Below are 17,137 nucleotides of genomic sequence, written 5' to 3'. Positions count from 1 at the left end.
TCGCAAAGTCGCCCGACCGTGCAACGGCGCACAGTCCCTGCGCAATGCTGTCGCTGCGTCCTCACGCGGTCTTTACCCGTGTGAAAGATCGGCCTAGCGTCGCTAAAAAATGGAAGGAATTTCAATGCCCCCCGAGGTGTCGACCCATCAATCCGAAGAGGATCTGCGCAACAATGACATCCTGATCTGGGTCGATGGCCATCTGAGGCCCAAGGCCGAGGCCACGGTCAGCGTCTATGACAGCGGTTTCATGCTGGGTGACGGTATCTGGGAAGGTTTGCGCCTTTATGACGGGCGCTGGGCCTTTCTGGACGATCATCTGGACCGCCTGTTCGAGGCCGCAAAGGCGATTGATCTGGATATCGGGATGGACCGTGCCGGCGTGATTGCCGCACTCGAGGACACGCGCCGCGCCAACGCCATGACCACCGACGCGCACGCACGGCTGATGATCACGCGCGGGGTCAAGGTGCGCCCGTTCCAGCACCCGTCGCTGTCGCAGTCGGGTCCGACCATGGTCATCATCATGGAACATTCCAAACCGTCCATCCCGCGCCCGATCAATCTGGCGACGGTGCCGCACCAACGCGGTCTGCCAATGACCCAGGACCCCAAGCTGAACAGCCATTCCAAGCTGAACTGCATTCTGGCCTGCATCGCGGCACAAAAGGCGGGCGCGGACGAAGCGCTGATGCTGGATGTGCATGGTTTCGTGAACACCACCAACGCCTGCAATTTCTTTATCGTGCGCAAGGGGGCGGTTTGGACCAGCACCGGTGATTACTGCATGAACGGCATCACCCGGCAAAAGGTGATCGACGTGTGCCGGGCGGATGGCATTCCGGTGTTTGAACGCAATTATTCGCTGGTGGACACCTATGGCGCGGACGAGGCGTTCCTGACGGGTACCTTTGGTGCGCAGACGCCCGTTGGCATGATCGACGGGCGGGTGATCGGCAGCGGGCAGCTGGGCCCGGTGACGACACGGATCAGGGGGTTGTACAAGGCACTGGTGGCGGCGGCATGAAAATCGCGATGTGGTCCGGGCCGCGCAACCTGTCGACGGCAATGATGTACAGCTTTGGTGCCCGGCCGGATTTCGCGGTCTGGGATGAACCATTCTATGCGCCCTACCTCGCGCGGACGGGGGCGGACCATCCGATGCGCGATGTCATTCTGGCGGCGCATGAAACCGATCCGGCCCGTGTTGCTGCGCGCTGCGCCGGGCCGATCCCGGATAACAAGCCCCATTTCTACATGAAACACATGCCGCATCACATGGACGGGATGCCGTTGGACTGGGTGTCGGATTGCGTGAATGTTCACCTGATCCGCCATCCCGCGCGGGTCGTCGCCAGCTACGGCGCAAAACGCGACAGCGCCACGGATGACGATATCGGGTTTGCCGCGCAGACGGCCTTGTTCGACCGGATTGGCGGGATCGTTATCGACAGTGCCGATATCCGGGCAGATCCCGAATCCATGTTGCGCAAATTGTGTGGCGCGATCGGTCTGGATTTTGATCCTGCGATGCGGTCCTGGCCCGCAGGCGGCCACCCTGATGACGGCGCATGGGCCCCGCATTGGTATGGTGCGGTTCATGCCAGCACCGGGTTTGCCGCGGCAGAGCAGGCCTTGCCGGACCTGACGGGCGATGCAGCAGCCCTCGCAGCCCGCGCAATGCCTCATTACGACAGGCTGTTTTCCCGTCGACTGAAATAATTTGTCTGCCCCTGAAACTTTGCCCGGATGCGCCTCGTGGCTGTTCACGAATGGTCGCCACGGTTGCATGCGACCTGAAATGTTTCAGATATCCGGGCAGGATAGTGAGTATTGTTTTAACCAGTATCGCCAGGCCCGGCGTTAACGAGTAATTTTTTAAGCCCGCCCCGGTGCGAACCGGGGCGGGTTGTTTCGTTCTACTTTTTCAACCGTCGTGCGCGTGCAGCGAGCAGTTTCAGACGCAGTGCGTTCAGCTGGATGAAACCCTGCGCATCAGTCTGGTCATAGGCACCGGCGTCGTCCTCGAACGTCACATGCGCCTCTGAATAAAGCGAGGCATCGGACCAGCGGGCGACGGTGTTGACCGAACCCTTGTACAGTTTCACGCGGACGGTGCCCTGCACGTGTTCCTGGCTCTTGTCGATCAGCGCTTGCAGCATTTCACGCTCTGGCGAGAACCAGAACCCGTTGTAGATCAGCTCTGCGTAGCGGGGCATGATGCTGTCCTTGAGGTGGCCCGCACCGCTGTCCAGTGTGATCTGTTCGATGCCGCGGTGGGCCTCCAGCAGGATGGTGCCGCCCGGGGTTTCGTAGATACCGCGGGATTTCATGCCGACGAACCGGTTTTCCACCAGGTCGAGACGACCCACGCCATGCTTGCCGCCCAATTCGTTCAGCTTGGTCAGGATCGTGGCGGGGGACATTGCCTCGCCGTTGATCGCGACCGCATCGCCACGCTCAAAGGTGATTTCCACCATTTCGGGCGTGTCAGGGGCGTCCTCTGGTGCGACGGTGCGCTGATAGACGTAATCGGGGGCCTCGATCGCGGGGTCCTCCAGCACCTTGCCCTCGGACGAGGTGTGCAGCAGGTTGGCATCCACGCTGAACGGCGCCTCGCCGCGCTTGTCCTTGGCGACAGGAATCTGGTGCGCTTCGGCAAATTCCAGCAGCTTGGTGCGGCTTGTCAGGTCCCATTCGCGCCAGGGGGCGATGACCTTGATATCGGGGTTCAGGGCGTAGGCCGCGATTTCGAACCGCACCTGATCGTTGCCCTTGCCGGTTGCACCGTGGGCCACGGCATCGGCACCTTCGGCCGCTGCAATCTCGACCAGACGCTTTGAAATCAGCGGGCGCGCGATGGATGTGCCCAGCAGATACAGCCCCTCGTATTCGGCATTGGCGCGGAACATCGGGAACACGAAATCGCGCACGAATTCTTCGCGCAGGTCCTCGATATAGATGCTGGAGGCACCCATATCCTCGGCCTTCTTGCGGGCGGGTTCCAGTTCCTCACCCTGACCGAGGTCAGCGGTAAAGGTCACGACCTCGCAGCCGTATTCGGTTTTCAGCCATTTGAGGATGATCGATGTGTCCAGACCGCCGGAATAGGCGAGGACGACTTTCTTGGGCGCGGTCATGGTAAGGGCCTTTGCAACGTGAGCGTTGGTCCAGCGCGATACTGCGATTTGGGGGGCGGGGCAAGGTTTGCGCCGTGCCCGGTCAGATGACATCCCGCAAAAACGCGGCATCCCCGTCGTTTGCCAGCATCCCCAGCGCGTCGCTGGGGCTGACCCAGACGGCGGTGTGGTCGGGTTCGACCGGGTTGCCGATCCGCAAGGTCGGGCGCGCCACGAAGATATGACACAGTTTTTCCGCGTGGCGTTTGTATTCGGGCATCCATGTGAACCGGCGAAACGCCCCCAGACGGCGGGGTTTGGCGATGCGCCAGCCAGTTTCCTCGAACACCTCGCGGTGCAATGCCTGAATGGGGGTTTCGCCCGGATCGATGCCGCCGCCGGGCAGTTGCAATTCGTTATGCGGGTCGCCCTGCCAGGTCAGCAACAGCATCCCGTCGCGCGGCAAGATCACATAGGCACCGGGGCGCAGACCATAGCGCACGTTATGTTTCGGGGGTGTCCCGTATCTGCGGATCATCGTCGCCCCCTTGGACCATTGCTTGCCGTGACTATATGGACCCGATATGCCAATTCCGCACAAGTTAGGAAAGCCCATGACCTTAGGCTCTCAGATCGCCTGGGACGACACCGTTCTGCCATTCACGCTGGATGCGTCCGACATCCGGGGCCGCGTTGCGCGCCTGGACGGTGTTCTGGACGCGGTCCTGAAACAGCACGACTATCCTCCGGTGATCGAGGCATTGGTTGCCGAAATGGCCCTGCTGACCGCGTTGATCGGTCAGACGATGAAACTGGAATGGAAGCTGTCGTTGCAGGTGCGGTCATCAGGTGCCGCCCGCCTGATCGCCACCGATTACTATGGCCCGACCGAGGACGGCGAACCCGCCCGGATGCGGGCCTACGCCGGATATGACGCGGATTTGCTGGATGCCCATGCAGACCCGTTTTCGCAGGTCGGCGACGGTTATTTCGCCATTCTGATCGATCAGGGCAGCGGCATGGCCCCCTACCAGGGGATCACGCCTCTGACCGGAACCAGCCTGTCCGCCTGCGCCGAGACGTATTTTGCCCAGTCCGAACAGATTCCGACGCGGTTTTCGCTGTCATTTGGCCTGAACCAGAACGCAGGTCAGGGCGCGCGCTGGCGTGCCGGCGGCGTCATGCTGCAACACATGCCCAAGGCGTCCCCCTTTGCCAGCGGTGAAGGCGGCAGCGGCGAGGGCGGGTTGCTGGCAGCAGAGGATATCCTGACGGATGACGAGGGCGAAAACTGGCGCCGTGCGAATGTCTTGCTCGATACGGTGGACGATCTGGAACTGATCGGGCCATCGGTTGCGCCCACAGACCTGCTGGTGCGTCTGTTTCACGAAGAGGCACCGCGCGTCTATGACGCCCAGCCCATCACGTTCGGTTGCACCTGTTCGGCTGACCGCGTCCGCCAAAGCCTGTCGATCTATTCGGCCAAGGACATCGGCACCATGACCACCGACGATGGCATCGTCACCGCCGACTGCCAGTTTTGCGGCGCGCATTACGAATTCCAGCCCGATACGCTGGGGTTCGAGGCCGAAAAAACCGATGGCGACGCCTGATCTGGAATCACGTCTGATGGATGCGCTGGCCCGTCCGGGCCGGCCATCCACCGATTACGACCTGAATCCCGATGTGATGCGACCGGCGGGCCGCACATTGCGACCGGCTGCCGTGCTGATCGCCGTGCGGCCGGCCCGTGGGACCGTGATCCTTACAAAACGGTCCGCGGCCTTGCGCCACCATCCGGGGCAGATCGCCTTTCCGGGTGGCAAGCTGGATGCCAACGACGCTGATGCAATCGCCGCCGCCCTGCGCGAGGCAGAGGAAGAGGTCGGTTTGCCACGGTCTGGGGTGCGGGTGCTGGGTGCCTTGCCCAGCCACGAGACGGTGACCGGTTTTGACATGACCCCCGTGATCGGGATGATCGACAGGGATTTCACCCCGCGTCCCGAAGCGGGCGAAGTATCCGAAGTGTTCGAGGTGCCATTGGCCCATGTGACCGACCCCGCCCGTTTTCTGGTCCAAAGCCGCCGTTGGCAGGGCAGCAGGCGGCATTACTACACCGTGCCCTATGGCCCCTATTACATCTGGGGTGCCACGGGGCGGATCCTGCGCGCGCTGGCTGACCGGATGGCCGCGTGACCCGGCTGGAAGCGCCCTGGCTGACGACGCCCGCATCGGTTGCGGTCTGCACCATGCTGACCGAGGCAGGCCATCAGGCATGGTTCGTCGGGGGTTGCGTGCGCAACGCGCTCATCTGCGCACCGGTCAGTGATCTGGATCTGACGACGGATGCCCGGCCCGACCGGGTGATGGCACTGGCGCAGGCAGCGGGGCTAAAGGTCGTGCCCACCGGAATCGCCCACGGCACCGTCACGGTGATCGCGGATGGTGCGCCCTTTGAGATCACGACGTTTCGCCGCGACATCGACACGGACGGACGGCATGCCACCGTCGCCTACACCGATGATCTGGCGCAGGACGCCCGCCGCCGCGATTTCACGATGAATGCGCTCTATGCAGGCCCGGACGGCACCATTGCCGATCCTTTGGGCGGTGTGCCCGATGCGCTGGCCGGGCGGGTCCGGTTTGTTGGTGACCCAGTGCTGCGCATCCGCGAGGATTACCTGCGTATCATGCGGTTTTTCCGGTTTTTCGCCTGGTATGGTGATCCGGCGCTGGGCATTGACGCCGACGGTCTGGCGGCCTGCGCGATGAATGCCGACGGCTTGGATGACCTGTCCGCCGAACGGGTCACGCAGGAACTGCTCAAGCTGTTGGCAGCGCCCGATCCGGCCCCCGCTGTCGCCAGCATGGCCGCTTGTGGCGCGCTGATGCGGGTGTTGACCGGGGCCGCTGCTGACGTGCTGACTGTGCTTGTTCATGTTGAACAGAACGCTGGCTTGTCCCCCGATCCGCTGCGACGCCTCGCGGCGCTGGGCGGGTCGCTGGACCGTTTGAGGCTGAGCAAGGCACAGGCGGCGATGATCGACACGCTGCGTGGCCATCAGGCAAGCCCGGCTGAAATGGGCTATCGGCACGGCGCTGCTATCGCGATCGACAAACTGGCGATCCTTGCCGCGTCACTGGGTCAGGACATCGACCCCAAGGCGGTGCAAAGCGCCCGTTTTGGTGCAGATCAGACCCTGCCGGTCAGTGCCGCTGATTTCATGCCTGCCGTGCAGGGGCCTGCGCTGGGGCAGGCCCTGAAACAGGCCGAATCACGCTGGATCGCGTCTGGTTTCAGACTGACACGTGACGACCTGCTACGCGGTGCCACTTGAAACCCCGGGCAAAGGGGCAGACACCAAGGGCCTAATCACATCTCAGGTCTGTTCCCCGTGTTTCGTTTCTTTGAGCGTCTTGTCGATCCCTATGTTGCCTATACCGAAACGGATAAGCCGCCGCAGCGGCTGATCCCGTTCCTGCGCGACTACGCGCGGCCATTTCGGCGGATGTTCGCGGTGACTGCTGTGCTGGCGGCGGCGGTCGCCGCGGTCGAGGTCTGGTTGATCTATTATCTGGGGCGACTTGTCGACCTGCTGGACACCGGGCGCGCGGCATTCTGGGACAATCACGGGTTTGAACTGATCGTCGTGGCGCTGTTCATTCTGGTCCTGCGCCCCATCGTGCAGGGCGCACAGGTGGCGTTGCTGAACAACACCATCCTGCCGAATTTCACCACGCTGGTCCGCTGGCGCGCACACCGGCAGGTGCTGCGCCAGTCCGTCGGCTGGTTCGAGGACGACTTTGCCGGGCGCATCGCGAACCGGATCATGCAGACGCCACCCGCTGCGGGCGAGGCGATCTTTCAGGTGTTCGATGCGATTGCCTTTGCGCTGGCCTATCTGATCGGTGCGGTGATCCTGCTGGGCAACAGCGATGCGCGGCTGATCCTGCCGATGATGCTGTGGCTGGTGCCCTATCTGTTCCTGCTGCAATGGACGATCCGCCGCATCGGGCCTGCGTCCAAGGCCGCGTCCGATGCGCGGTCGGTGGTCACGGGCCGCGTCGTCGACAGTTACACCAACATTCACTCGGTCAAGATGTTCGCCCATCACGACAAGGAAGTGGCCTACGCCCGCGACGCGATCGAGGGCGCGCGCACCACGTTCCAGCGTGAAATGCGGCTCTATTCCATCATGGACATCGCCCTGCTGGTGCTGAATGGCGGGCTGATCGTCGGCGTCGTCGGCTATGCGCTGTTTTTGTGGCTGAACGGGCTGGCCAGTGCCGGTGTCGTCGCGGCTGCCACCGCGCTGACCTTGCGCCTGAACGGCATGAGCGGCTGGATCATGTGGGCGGTCTCGACTTTGTTCCAGAACCTTGGCGTCGTGGCCGAGGGTCTGGAAACCATCGGCCAGCGCACGCGGTTGGTCGATAGCCCCGATGCCAAACCGCTGGCGATGACCGCAGGCGCATTGCAGATCACAGGGCTGAGCCATCACTATGGCCGGGGCGGTGGCGGTCTGGACCAGATCGATCTGACGATTCCCGCCGGGCAAAAGGTCGGCCTTGTTGGCGCGTCCGGGGCCGGCAAATCGAGCCTGATCAAACTGCTGTTGCGGTTTTATGACGCCGAACAGGGCCGGATCGAGATTGACGGACAGGATATTCGCCACGTCACCCAAGACAGCCTGCGGCGTGCGATCGGTATGGTGCAGCAAGACAGCTCCTTGTTGCACCGGTCGGTGCGGGACAACATCCTGTATGGCAGGCCCGATGCGGACGAGGGCGCGATGATTGCCGCCGCCCGGCAGGCTGCGGCGCATGATTTCATCCTGACGCTGCAGGACAGCGAGGGGCGGCGTGGCTACGACGCGCTGGTGGGTGAACGCGGGGTCAAATTGTCCGGCGGGCAAAGGCAACGCATCGCCCTGGCGCGCGTCATTCTCAAGGATGCGCCGATCCTCGTGCTGGACGAAGCCACCAGCGCACTAGATTCAGAAGTCGAGGCGGCGATCCAGTCCGCATTGGTCACGATGATGGACGGCAAGACGGTGATTGCCGTCGCGCACCGCCTGTCGACCATCGCGCGCATGGACCGGATCATCGTGATGGAAAACGGGCGCATCGTCGAGGACGGCACGCACGACAGCCTGCTTGCGCAGCAAGGGCGCTATGCCCAGTTCTGGGCGCGTCAGTCAGGCGGATTTTTAGGGGACGACGGATGAAACCCGAAACGATGATCGACGCCTTTGCCCCGGCAGAGGGACCGCCGCCCAATTCACTGGCCGCATTCCTGCGCTGGGCGTTGGCGGGCAGTGGGCGTGCGCTGGGTCTGGGATCGTTGCTGTCCATTGCGGCTGGCGCGCTCGAGGTGATTTCCGCGCTGATCCTGGGCCGGGTGATCGACCGGGCGCTTGCGGCGGACGCGGATGGATTTTTTGCCAGCAACGTCTGGTTGTTGGCTGCTGTCGTGGCGTTTTTCATCCTCGCGCGGCCGATCACGCTGGGGCTGTCGGCGCTGTTGAACGTCGTGGTGATGGGGCCGGGCATCTATACGCTGGTGCTGTCGCGGTTGCACCGGCACACGCTGGGGCAGGCGGTCAGTTTCTTTGACAACGATTTTGCTGGTCGGATCAGTCAAAAGCAGATGCAGGCGGCGCGGGCGACGACCGACACGGCGGTCGATTTCGTGCAGACAGTGGTCTATGCGCTGGCCTCGGTCGTGGGGTCCGTGCTGCTGCTGACCGGCATTGATCTGTGGTCAGCCCTGTTGCTGGCCATCTGGCTGGTTGCCTATATCGCGCTGATCCGGGGGTTCATGCCGAAAATCCGCGCCACGTCCAAGGCGCGGGCCGGCACGCGGGCGATGGTCAGCGGGCAGGTCGTTGACACGATCACCAACATCAAGACGGTCAAGCTGTTTGCCCATGCCGACCACGAGGACCGGGCCGCCATCGGCGCGATGGAAAAATTCCGCGTGGCCGGGCTGGCCTATGGGTGGGTCAACGTATGGTTTCGCCTGTTCCTGATGGCACTGGCGGGCACGCTGCCGGTCCTCCTCGTCGGGATCACGCTGCTGTTGTGGACCAATGGTGCTGCGACCGCCGGCGATATCGCGATTGCGGGCACCATCGGGTTGCGGCTGTCGCAGATGACCGGATGGGTCAGTTTCACCCTGATGCAGATGTACGGCAACGTGGGCGAAATCGAGGATGCGATCCAGACGCTGTCGCCACCCCATGCCCTGACCGATGCCCCTGATGCCGCAGCACTGGCGCTGACGGACGGTGCGGTCGCGCTGGACAGTGTCACCTTTACCTATGGCGGTGGGCAGGGCGGTCTGCGCGACGTGACCCTGCACGTCGGCGGGGGCGAAAAACTGGGGATCGTCGGTGCGTCCGGCGCGGGGAAATCCACCCTCGTTGCCTTGTTGCTGCGGCTCTATGACCCGGAAAAGGGTCGGATTCTGATCGACGGTCAGGATTTGCGGGACGTCACACAAGAAAGCCTGCGGCGCGAGATCGGGATGGTCACGCAGGAGACGTCGATGTTCAACCGCTCTGCCCGCGACAACATTCGTTATGGTAATCCGGACGCTGACGATGCCGCCTTGACCGCCGCCGCTGACCGGGCAGAGGCATCCAGTTTCGTCCCCGGTCTGCGTGACCATGCCGGACGCACCGGGTTCGACGCCTATCTGGGCGAACGCGGCGTGAAACTGTCGGGTGGCCAGCGGCAGCGCATCGCGATTGCCCGCGCGATCCTCAAGGACGCGCCGATCCTCATTCTGGACGAGGCGACCAGCGCGCTGGACTCCGAGGTGGAGGCGTCGATTCAATCCGCACTCGATCAGGTGATGGACGGCAAGACCGTCATCGCCATTGCGCACCGGCTGTCCACGCTGCGCCAGATGGACCGGATCATCGTGCTCGAAGAGGGTCGCATCGTCGAAGAAGGCACCCATGACAGCCTGCTGGCGCAGAATGGGCTTTACGCGCGCTACTGGAATAGGCAATCGGGTGGCTTCTTGACGCTACAGGACGCCGCTGAATGAAAATCACCGCGATGACGCATCTGGGACTGGGCCGCGCCGAGGATGGCACGCTGATCCCGCGCACCCTGCCGGGCGAGGACGTGGCCCTGCGCGACGATGGATCAGCGCAGATCGTGACACCGTCAGTTGATCGGGTCGCACCGCCCTGCCGTCATTTCAAAACCTGTGGCGGCTGTGCGTTGCAGCACGCCTCTGATGCTTATGTGGCTGGTTTCAAACAGGGAATCGTCGAACGCGCCCTGTCCGCGCATGGGCTGACACCGCCGTTTCGCACCCTGCACATCTCTCCGCCGCAATCGCGCAGGCGTGCGAAATTTGCCGGTCGCCGCACGAAAAAGGGTGCAATGGTCGGGTTTCACGCCCGCGCGTCCGATGTTCTGGTGGCGGTGCCCGATTGCCAGCTGGTCACGCCCGCGCTGTCTGCCGCGATCCCGATGCTGGAAGCGTTGACCGTCCTGGCCGCGTCCCGCCGGGGCGAGGTCGCGCTGACCATCACCGAGAGCCTGAACGGGCTGGATGTGCTGATCGGCACCGACCAGCCGTTGACCGACCAGTTGCGCCTCGACCTTGCGGTTTTTGCGCAGAACAGCGGGCTGGCGCGGCTGACGTGGAACGATGAAACCGTGGTGACGATCCAATCCCCGGCGCAATCCTTTGGCCCGGTGCAGGTCACGCCGCCGCCGGGCGCGTTCCTGCAAGCCACCGCCGATGGCGAGGGTGCCCTGCGCGATGCGGTCCAGGAGATCCTGCAAGGCGCTGATCGTATCGTCGATCTGTTCGCCGGGTGCGGGACATTCGCGCTGGACCTTGCCACGCAGGCAGAGGTGTTGGCCGTCGAGAGCGAGGCCGAGATGCTGGCCGCACTGGATCGGGGCTGGCGCAGTGCGCGCGGGTTGAAACGGGTCACCACGCTGACACGCGACCTGTTCCGCCGTCCGCTGGAACCTGACGAATTCAAGGGGTTTGATGCCGTTGTCATCGACCCGCCGCGTGCGGGCGCTGCCGCACAGGTGGCCACGATCGCGGCCAGCGGGATCAACCGGGTGGCGATGGTGTCGTGCAACCCTGTCACCTTTGGGCGGGATGTCGCCACGTTGGTCGCTGCGGGATTTGTCGTTGACTGGGTTCAGGTTGTGGACCAGTTCCGCTGGTCACCTCACGCAGAAGTGGTGGCGCAACTGACACGCGGGTGATGTGGCACCGCTTGCCCGCTAGCGCAGGTTCGTGCGCTGTCGTAGGTTGCGAATGACCGGCGCAGACCGGACCTGTGGGGACGAGCCATGAACCTGACACGACGTTTCGCCATTTTCGGGGCACTGGGCGCATTGCTCGCAGCCTGTGCCGGGAAACCAGCGCGTTTTCTGACCTATGATGGTCCAGAGGTGACACGCGTTCAGGTGTTCAAGGGCCAGCGCATTCTGCAATTGCTGCACAACAATCAATTGTTGCGGCAATACGACATGGAAATGGGCTTTGCCCCCGAAGGTCACAAGGTCGTCGAAGGTGACGGTCGCACGCCCGAAGGCGCGTATCGCATCAATCGCCGCAACCCCAACAGCCGGTTTCACCTGTCGCTGGGCATTTCCTATCCGAACGCGCGCGATATCGCGGTCGCACGCGCCATGGGCAAATCGCCGGGCGGCGATATCTTTATCCACGGCACGCCAGAGATGTATATCGGACAGCCCGACTGGACCTGGGGCTGTATCGCCGTCACCAATGCCGAGATCGAAGAGATATATGCAATGGTGCGCGACGGCACGCCGATCTTTATTTACCCCTAGCGCGTGATCGCGGGGGTGAACCCTGCGACACTGGCGATCGGTGCCTGTGCGAACGGGTCGCTACCCATGTTCATCGTCCACCACAGCTTGCCGTTTGCCTCTTGCGACCAGGCAAGGCCCATGCGCCGCGCGGCCGGGTCCAACACCACACGGCGCGTGTCTTCCTGCTTCATCCAGGCGGCGAGGGTTTCCAGCTCTGTCTCGTAAGATTCAGAGATGTTTTCCCCCAGAATCCGTCCTTGGAAACCGGCGATCCGCGCGCGGTCCAGCGGTGACGATCCGTCAGACCCGAACAACCAGGGACGGTTCTGGGCCCGCATGTCACGGGCATGGGTGGCAGCAGCTGCGGTCAGCTGCGGGTCCAGTTCCACAGGTGCCACGCCGGCGGCGCGACGCAGGGTGTTCACGCTGTCCAGCATGCGAAACTGGATGTCATCCTCGTCGCCGGGCTGAATATTGTAGACCTGCGGCAGCGGCAGGCCGTCAGGGCCGATCCGGCCACGCGGTGCGCGTGCGCAGGCGGTCAGTGTCACGGCGGCCAGACCAGTCAGAACAAGGCGTCGATGCATCAGGTGATCCTTCAAATTCAGCTCTGTGTTACGCGAGCTTGCGGTGCTAATCAAACACGCTTCGGCAAGGCTTTGCCCAATGCACGCAAGTTTGAATTGTCCGCTGGATACGCGCCGCATATCCGTAGCAAAAGCAAAATAAGAACCCGAGGTGGATTTGATGAAGAAACCGACCCTGATTACGCGCCGCGCGATGCTGGCAACGGGTGCCGCCGCCCTTGCAACGCCGGCGCTGGCGCAAGCCAACAGCACCGAGATGGAGGCCAACATCCGCGGTGGCAGTGCCGTCACACGCAACGTCGCCAGTTTCCGTTCGCTGGACTGGCGCCCCTACTTTGGCAGCCTGACGAATGGTGCGATCCTCGTCGACCTGCAAAGCCGGGCGCTGCATTTCTGGAGCGAGGACGAAAGCATCTACAAGCTGTATCCCACCTCTGTGCCGCTGACCGACGATCTGACCCGCCGTGGTGAAACCGAGATCATCAAAAAGGTCGATGGCCCTGACTGGCGTCCGACCCCGTCGATGAAGGAACGCAACCCCGAATGGCCCGATTACATCGGTCCCGGTCCCGACAATCCGCTGGGCACCCATGCGCTGTGGCTGACATGGCAGTATTACCGCATCCACGGCACCCATGACACGCGCAAGATCGGGCGTCGGTCATCCAACGGCTGCATCGGTCTGTACAACGAACATATCGCCGAGTTGTTCAACATGACCAAACTGGGCACGCAGGTTCTGGTTCTGTGACGGGTCAGGCGATCCGGTTGGCGGCGATCTGTTTCACGATCGCCCAAAACCGGATCGTCTTTTGCGTGTGGTCTGCGCGCAGTGCGATGTAGCGATCCGGCATCAATGCCTGTCCGGCTGCCGCAACCGAGACGCGGCCGCTGTTGAGGTAGCATGTATTCTGACCTGCGATGAACGCGCGCGGGTCCAATCCGGCAACAATGTCGTCAGGAACGGGACGGCGCAGGCGCGGCGATGCTCCGACGGCGTAAAAAAGGGCCTCCTTGGGCGACCAAAGCAGGATATCGTCTGCAAATACGGTTGCGCCCTGTGCCGCCATCCGACCGACGAAAGTGGACTTCCCGGTCTTTCTGGCACCGAACAGGACTGTTGTCCGTCCCGCCAGCGCAAAGCCTGCCCCATGGATCAGTTGCAAATCTGGGCGTTGGTGCGCGATGGCATAGCCAAGTGCCACGATGAATTCATTGATGATCGCAATGATGTCGCGGTGCGGCCGTTCGGCTGCGTAGAGCGGTGACAAGAGCGCATATCTGCCATCCCAGGTGATCGCGATATCCGGATCGATTGGTGGGCTGGCCTTTTTGAAGACCCAACCCGACAGGATCAGGTCCAAGAGCGCGCGGACAGACCTTGGTACGGAAATGTAGATCGCGACCCCAAGCGGGGCCGCGCTGAGATGCAGGTTTTCGACGCTGTGCAGGTCCGGCAACCTGCCTCAGCTCCAGCTGCCGCCGGGCGATTTGCAATAGGTGTCGACATCAAATCGCGTCGGGGATTCGACCGACACGACCCGACACAGCTGACGGTCGGATGCGGCGGTATCAACGATGGTGAACGGCAGGCCCGTCATCGTCGTGCCCGCAAATCCGTCGAGCTGGCTGTCGAGTGCGGCAGCCATCGCGGCATCTGGTCCCTCCTGCAGTCCGGCCGTACAGGCCGAAAGGCTGACGCAGACCAATACCAGAAACGAGGTCCGCCTTGTCATTTGAACGCCGCCAGCACGCTGGTCAGGTTCGCATCACTGACCGTCGTCAGACCGTCACGTTGCATTTCCGCCCGCACCGACTGGATGGCCTGCGCGCGGCGCTGCGGATCACGGGCCTCTGGACCGCGAAGCAGTGCCTCTGATCGGCTGGGACGAGAGGGGCGGCTGGCGGTTGATGGATTCGATGCGCGCGATGGGGCGGTCGGGCGCGACACGCGCGAGGGACGCGAAACCGGCGATGGGCGTGAGGCGGGCGAGGGCCGTGTCGCGCGTGAAGCTGGCGAAGGACGCGACGCGCGCGAGACACGAGATGCTGCCGATTGCGCGATGGCCGCACCGGCAAGAGAGAGGTTCGCCACGAGCGCAAGCTGCGCTGCAATGACGCCCTTGAGAAGCGTGCGACGTTTCATTGAACTCTCCTTGTTCCGAGGTGAAAGAATGTGACGCCAAGCCAGAGCTTTAAGCAAGAAAGTATCTAAGAGGTGATGCGCAAAATAAAAGTCTTGCGATTCTGTTTCGGCAAAAAAGCGTGCAAAGGGCCTAGTGCCGGCTGGTTTCGGTCTCTGGTTGCAGGCCTTTTGACAGGGCTGCCGACAGCAGGATCAGCGGCAGGGTCAGGCCAAACACCCAGCGCAACCCGACGTGTTCCGCCACGAAACCCAGCAGCGGCGGTCCCAGCAGGAATGCGACAAAACTGAACTGTGCGAGGGCTGCGACATTGACCGATGACGGTCTGTCCGTGCGTTGCGCTGCGGCGGACATGGCCAGTGGAAACAGCGCCGACGTGCCGGCCCCGATCATGGCGAAACCCGCCAGTGCGATCCAGGCATTCGGCGCAAAAAAGACCATGACCACGCCGACCGCCATTGCCACCTGCATCCCGCGCGCGACGGGGACGGGCTGGAAACGGTCCACGACCGGGTCCGCGAAATAGCGCAACAGCGCCTGGGAAAGTGCCACGGTCGCTACGGTCAGCCCGCCGAAATAGGGTGCTGTATCGAAAATCGTGCGCATGTAGATCGCGGACCAGTCGATCGATCCGCCCTCCAGTACCATGGCGGACAGGCACAGCCCGACCAGTGCCATGATCGCCAGCGACGGTCGTGCGACCATGGATGATGGCCCGGTCATTTCAGACCCCCGTTTCGGTGCCGCGCTGAAATCCGACAGCAACAGCCAGACCGCGGTGCCCGACAGCGGCACGACCAGCGCCAGATGCAGTTGTGGCGACAGCCCGATCTGCGCCATCAGCGCACCGAACAGCCCGGCACCGAAAAACCCCAGCGACCAGAACGCATGGGCGCGGTTCATGATGCGGTAGGGCAGGGTCGCCTCGACGCGGTCGGCCTCGAGGTTGATGATGATTTCGACGGTGCCCAGTGTCAGGCCCGCGGGCACCAGCAACAAGAACAACGCGACCGGCCCGGTGGCATGGACGGCAATGGCGTAGAACACCGACATGGCGCACAGCGCGGCAATCATCGACCGTTTGTGACCGAACCGTTCGATCAGCGGCGGGGCCAGCGTCAGTGCAATCAGCGTGCCGACCGGCGCGCCGATCAGCCCGAGGCCCAGCGCGCCTTCTCCAATGCCCATCGCGTCCTTGACCGTGGGCAGGCGGGTGAACAATTGACCCAAGATGAATGCATAGATTGCAAATCCCGCAAAGACGCGGTGCTGCGGTTTCATCCGGCCAATGATCGACATGGAACCCTCCCTGATGTCAGCGTGATCGCTGACACGGGCAGGTCAAACGCGCAAGCCCTACTGGTCGATCCAGCCCGTCAGGTTGCGGTCGATGACACCAGACAGCGCGTGGATGTGCGCGGCGTCAGCGTTGAGACAGGGAATATAGGTGAAATGCTCTCCACCCGCTTCTTCAAAGCTTTCCTTGATCTCTTCGTTGATCTCTTCCAGCGTTTCGATGCAATCGGCTGAAAAGGCAGGCGCGCAGACGGCGATGTTCTTGACGCCTTCTTCTTCGGCCAGTCGGGCGACTTCCTTGACGGTGTAGGGTTTCAGCCATTCTTCGGGGCCAAAGCGCGACTGGAATGTCGTCACGATCTGCGTGTCGTCCCAGCCCAGCCGTTCCTTTAGCAGGCGCGTCGTTTTCTGGCACTGGCAGTGGTACGGATCGCCCTCACGCAGATAGCGTTCCGGCACACCGTGATAGGAACAGATCAGCTTTTCAGGCTTCTTGTCCATCTTGGCATAGGCGGTTTCGATGGATTGGGCGAGGGCGTCGATATAGGCGGGGTCCTCGTAGTAAGGTTCGACCACGCGGGCGATGGGTTGCCATTTTTCCTGCATCAGCGCGCGGAAAAACTGGTCGTTTGCCGTGGCCGACGTGGCACCGGCGTAATGCGGATACAGCGGGAAAAACAGGATCTTCTGGCAACCGGCCTCGGTCATTTCGCGGACCTTGGATTTGGTCGACGGGTTGCCGTAGCGCATGCAGAAATCGACACGCACGCGGTCGCCGTAGCGTTTGTGCATCTCTTCCTTGATCGCGGCGGTCTGTTCCTTGGTGATCGTCAGCAGCGGGGATTCGTCCGCCTCGGTGTTCCAGATCGACCGGTAGGCCGCACCAGAGGTAAAGGGGCGTTTCGACAGGATGATCAGCTGCAACAGGGGTTGCCAGATCCAGGCGGAATAATCGACGACGCGTTTGTCAGACAAAAATTCGTTCAGGTAACGCCGCATCGACCAGTAGTCGGTGCCGTCAGGTGTGCCGAGGTTCGCCAACAGGATCCCGACGCGGGCCGGTTCGATGGCGGGGTGATCCGCAGGGGCATGGACCGGGCATGTGGCGGGGCGCACTTCTGACTTTGCGTCGAACATCGAAAACTCCTCTGCGGCGGGATAGGGGTCA

At 62.7% G+C, this 17,137-nt stretch carries 18 protein-coding genes; 10 read left to right on the top strand and 8 right to left on the bottom strand.

All coding sequences use genetic code 11. From position 1 onward, the window contains the following. Nucleotides 1-124: 124 nt before the first annotated feature. Both AN189_RS01355 and AN189_RS01350 read left to right on the top strand, forming a co-directional pair. Nucleotides 125-1,027, top strand: coding sequence for a D-amino acid aminotransferase (locus tag AN189_RS01355; protein WP_056029838.1), 903 nt, complete (start codon nucleotides 125-127; stop codon nucleotides 1,025-1,027). Further along, nucleotides 1,024-1,722, top strand: a complete 699-nt coding sequence (locus AN189_RS01350) for a hypothetical protein (RefSeq protein WP_056029836.1) — start codon at nucleotides 1,024-1,026, stop codon at nucleotides 1,720-1,722. Before AN189_RS01355 ends, AN189_RS01350 begins: the two co-directional genes overlap by 4 nt. A gap of 197 nt (nucleotides 1,723-1,919) precedes the next feature. Here AN189_RS01350 and AN189_RS01345 read toward each other — a convergent pair whose 3' ends face one another. Beyond that, a complete protein-coding gene (locus AN189_RS01345; RefSeq protein ID WP_056029833.1) occupies nucleotides 1,920-3,140 on the bottom strand; it encodes an argininosuccinate synthase in 1,221 nt (406 codons plus the stop codon). Between the two features lie 82 nt (nucleotides 3,141-3,222). Beyond that, nucleotides 3,223-3,657: an NUDIX hydrolase gene (locus AN189_RS01340; protein WP_056029830.1), complete on the bottom strand. Its 435-nt coding sequence runs from the start codon at nucleotides 3,655-3,657 to the stop codon at nucleotides 3,223-3,225. Nucleotides 3,658-3,733: 76 nt separating this feature from the next. On the opposite strand from AN189_RS01340, the gene AN189_RS01335 reads away from it, so the two are divergent. From AN189_RS01335 to AN189_RS01305, 7 genes are all read left to right on the top strand, one after another. Continuing rightward, on the top strand, nucleotides 3,734-4,732 hold the full coding sequence (locus AN189_RS01335) for an Hsp33 family molecular chaperone HslO (RefSeq protein WP_056029827.1): 999 nt from the start codon (nucleotides 3,734-3,736) through the stop codon (nucleotides 4,730-4,732). Further along, on the top strand, nucleotides 4,719-5,315 hold the full coding sequence (locus AN189_RS01330) for a CoA pyrophosphatase (protein ID WP_056029824.1): 597 nt from the start codon (nucleotides 4,719-4,721) through the stop codon (nucleotides 5,313-5,315). Before AN189_RS01335 ends, AN189_RS01330 begins: the two co-directional genes overlap by 14 nt. Continuing rightward, the gene (locus tag AN189_RS01325) at nucleotides 5,312-6,457 is read left to right on the top strand and encodes a CCA tRNA nucleotidyltransferase (RefSeq protein WP_056029821.1); all 1,146 of its coding nucleotides are present in this window, start codon (nucleotides 5,312-5,314) and stop codon (nucleotides 6,455-6,457) included. The genes AN189_RS01330 and AN189_RS01325 overlap by 4 nt, the downstream gene beginning before the upstream one ends. A gap of 57 nt (nucleotides 6,458-6,514) precedes the next feature. Next, nucleotides 6,515-8,347, top strand: a complete 1,833-nt coding sequence (locus AN189_RS01320; protein WP_056029818.1) for an ABC transporter ATP-binding protein — start codon at nucleotides 6,515-6,517, stop codon at nucleotides 8,345-8,347. Beyond that, nucleotides 8,344-10,176: an ABC transporter ATP-binding protein gene (locus AN189_RS01315; RefSeq protein WP_056029815.1), complete on the top strand. Its 1,833-nt coding sequence runs from the start codon at nucleotides 8,344-8,346 to the stop codon at nucleotides 10,174-10,176. Before AN189_RS01320 ends, AN189_RS01315 begins: the two co-directional genes overlap by 4 nt. Continuing rightward, nucleotides 10,173-11,369 carry a class I SAM-dependent RNA methyltransferase gene (locus tag AN189_RS01310; protein ID WP_056029812.1) on the top strand — a complete coding sequence of 399 codons (1,197 nt, stop codon included), beginning with the start codon at nucleotides 10,173-10,175 and terminating at the stop codon, nucleotides 11,367-11,369. The genes AN189_RS01315 and AN189_RS01310 overlap by 4 nt, the downstream gene beginning before the upstream one ends. Before the next feature lie 87 nt (nucleotides 11,370-11,456). Next, nucleotides 11,457-11,960, top strand: a complete 504-nt coding sequence (locus AN189_RS01305) for a murein L,D-transpeptidase family protein (protein WP_056029809.1) — start codon at nucleotides 11,457-11,459, stop codon at nucleotides 11,958-11,960. On the opposite strand, the gene AN189_RS01300 is transcribed toward AN189_RS01305, so the two are convergent. After that, nucleotides 11,957-12,529 carry a CAP domain-containing protein gene (locus AN189_RS01300; RefSeq protein WP_056030672.1) on the bottom strand — a complete coding sequence of 191 codons (573 nt, stop codon included), beginning with the start codon at nucleotides 12,527-12,529 and terminating at the stop codon, nucleotides 11,957-11,959. The genes AN189_RS01305 and AN189_RS01300 overlap by 4 nt on opposite strands. Before the next feature lie 160 nt (nucleotides 12,530-12,689). Between AN189_RS01300 and AN189_RS01295 the strand changes: the two genes are divergently transcribed. Continuing rightward, nucleotides 12,690-13,280: a L,D-transpeptidase gene (locus AN189_RS01295; RefSeq protein ID WP_056029807.1), complete on the top strand. Its 591-nt coding sequence runs from the start codon at nucleotides 12,690-12,692 to the stop codon at nucleotides 13,278-13,280. Between the two features lie 4 nt (nucleotides 13,281-13,284). On the opposite strand, the gene AN189_RS01290 is transcribed toward AN189_RS01295, so the two are convergent. The 5 genes from AN189_RS01290 to hemH all read right to left on the bottom strand — a co-directional run bounded on the left by AN189_RS01290 (nucleotide 13,285) and on the right by hemH (nucleotide 17,106). After that, nucleotides 13,285-13,989 carry a hypothetical protein gene (locus AN189_RS01290; RefSeq protein ID WP_056029804.1) on the bottom strand — a complete coding sequence of 235 codons (705 nt, stop codon included), beginning with the start codon at nucleotides 13,987-13,989 and terminating at the stop codon, nucleotides 13,285-13,287. 6 nt (nucleotides 13,990-13,995) lie between these two features. Beyond that, nucleotides 13,996-14,178, bottom strand: coding sequence for a hypothetical protein (locus tag AN189_RS01285; RefSeq protein ID WP_157057341.1), 183 nt, complete (start codon nucleotides 14,176-14,178; stop codon nucleotides 13,996-13,998). 83 nt (nucleotides 14,179-14,261) lie between these two features. Continuing rightward, nucleotides 14,262-14,675: a hypothetical protein gene (locus tag AN189_RS19040; protein WP_157057340.1), complete on the bottom strand. Its 414-nt coding sequence runs from the start codon at nucleotides 14,673-14,675 to the stop codon at nucleotides 14,262-14,264. Nucleotides 14,676-14,805: 130 nt separating this feature from the next. Then, nucleotides 14,806-15,972 (bottom strand): MFS transporter, encoded by a 1,167-nt coding sequence (locus AN189_RS01275; protein ID WP_056029795.1) that lies wholly within the window; start codon nucleotides 15,970-15,972, stop codon nucleotides 14,806-14,808. A 57-nt stretch (nucleotides 15,973-16,029) separates the two neighbouring features. Further along, complete coding sequence (hemH, locus tag AN189_RS01270) at nucleotides 16,030-17,106, bottom strand: ferrochelatase (protein ID WP_056029791.1); 1,077 nt, start codon at nucleotides 17,104-17,106, stop codon at nucleotides 16,030-16,032. Between the last annotated feature and the right edge of the window lie 31 nt (nucleotides 17,107-17,137).

It is taken from the genome of Loktanella sp. 3ANDIMAR09 (assembly GCF_001420005.1).
Taxonomy (GTDB): domain Bacteria; phylum Pseudomonadota; class Alphaproteobacteria; order Rhodobacterales; family Rhodobacteraceae; genus Loktanella.
Note: the sequence above shows the minus strand (reverse complement) of the source record. Positions and strands in the feature narration are given on the sequence as shown.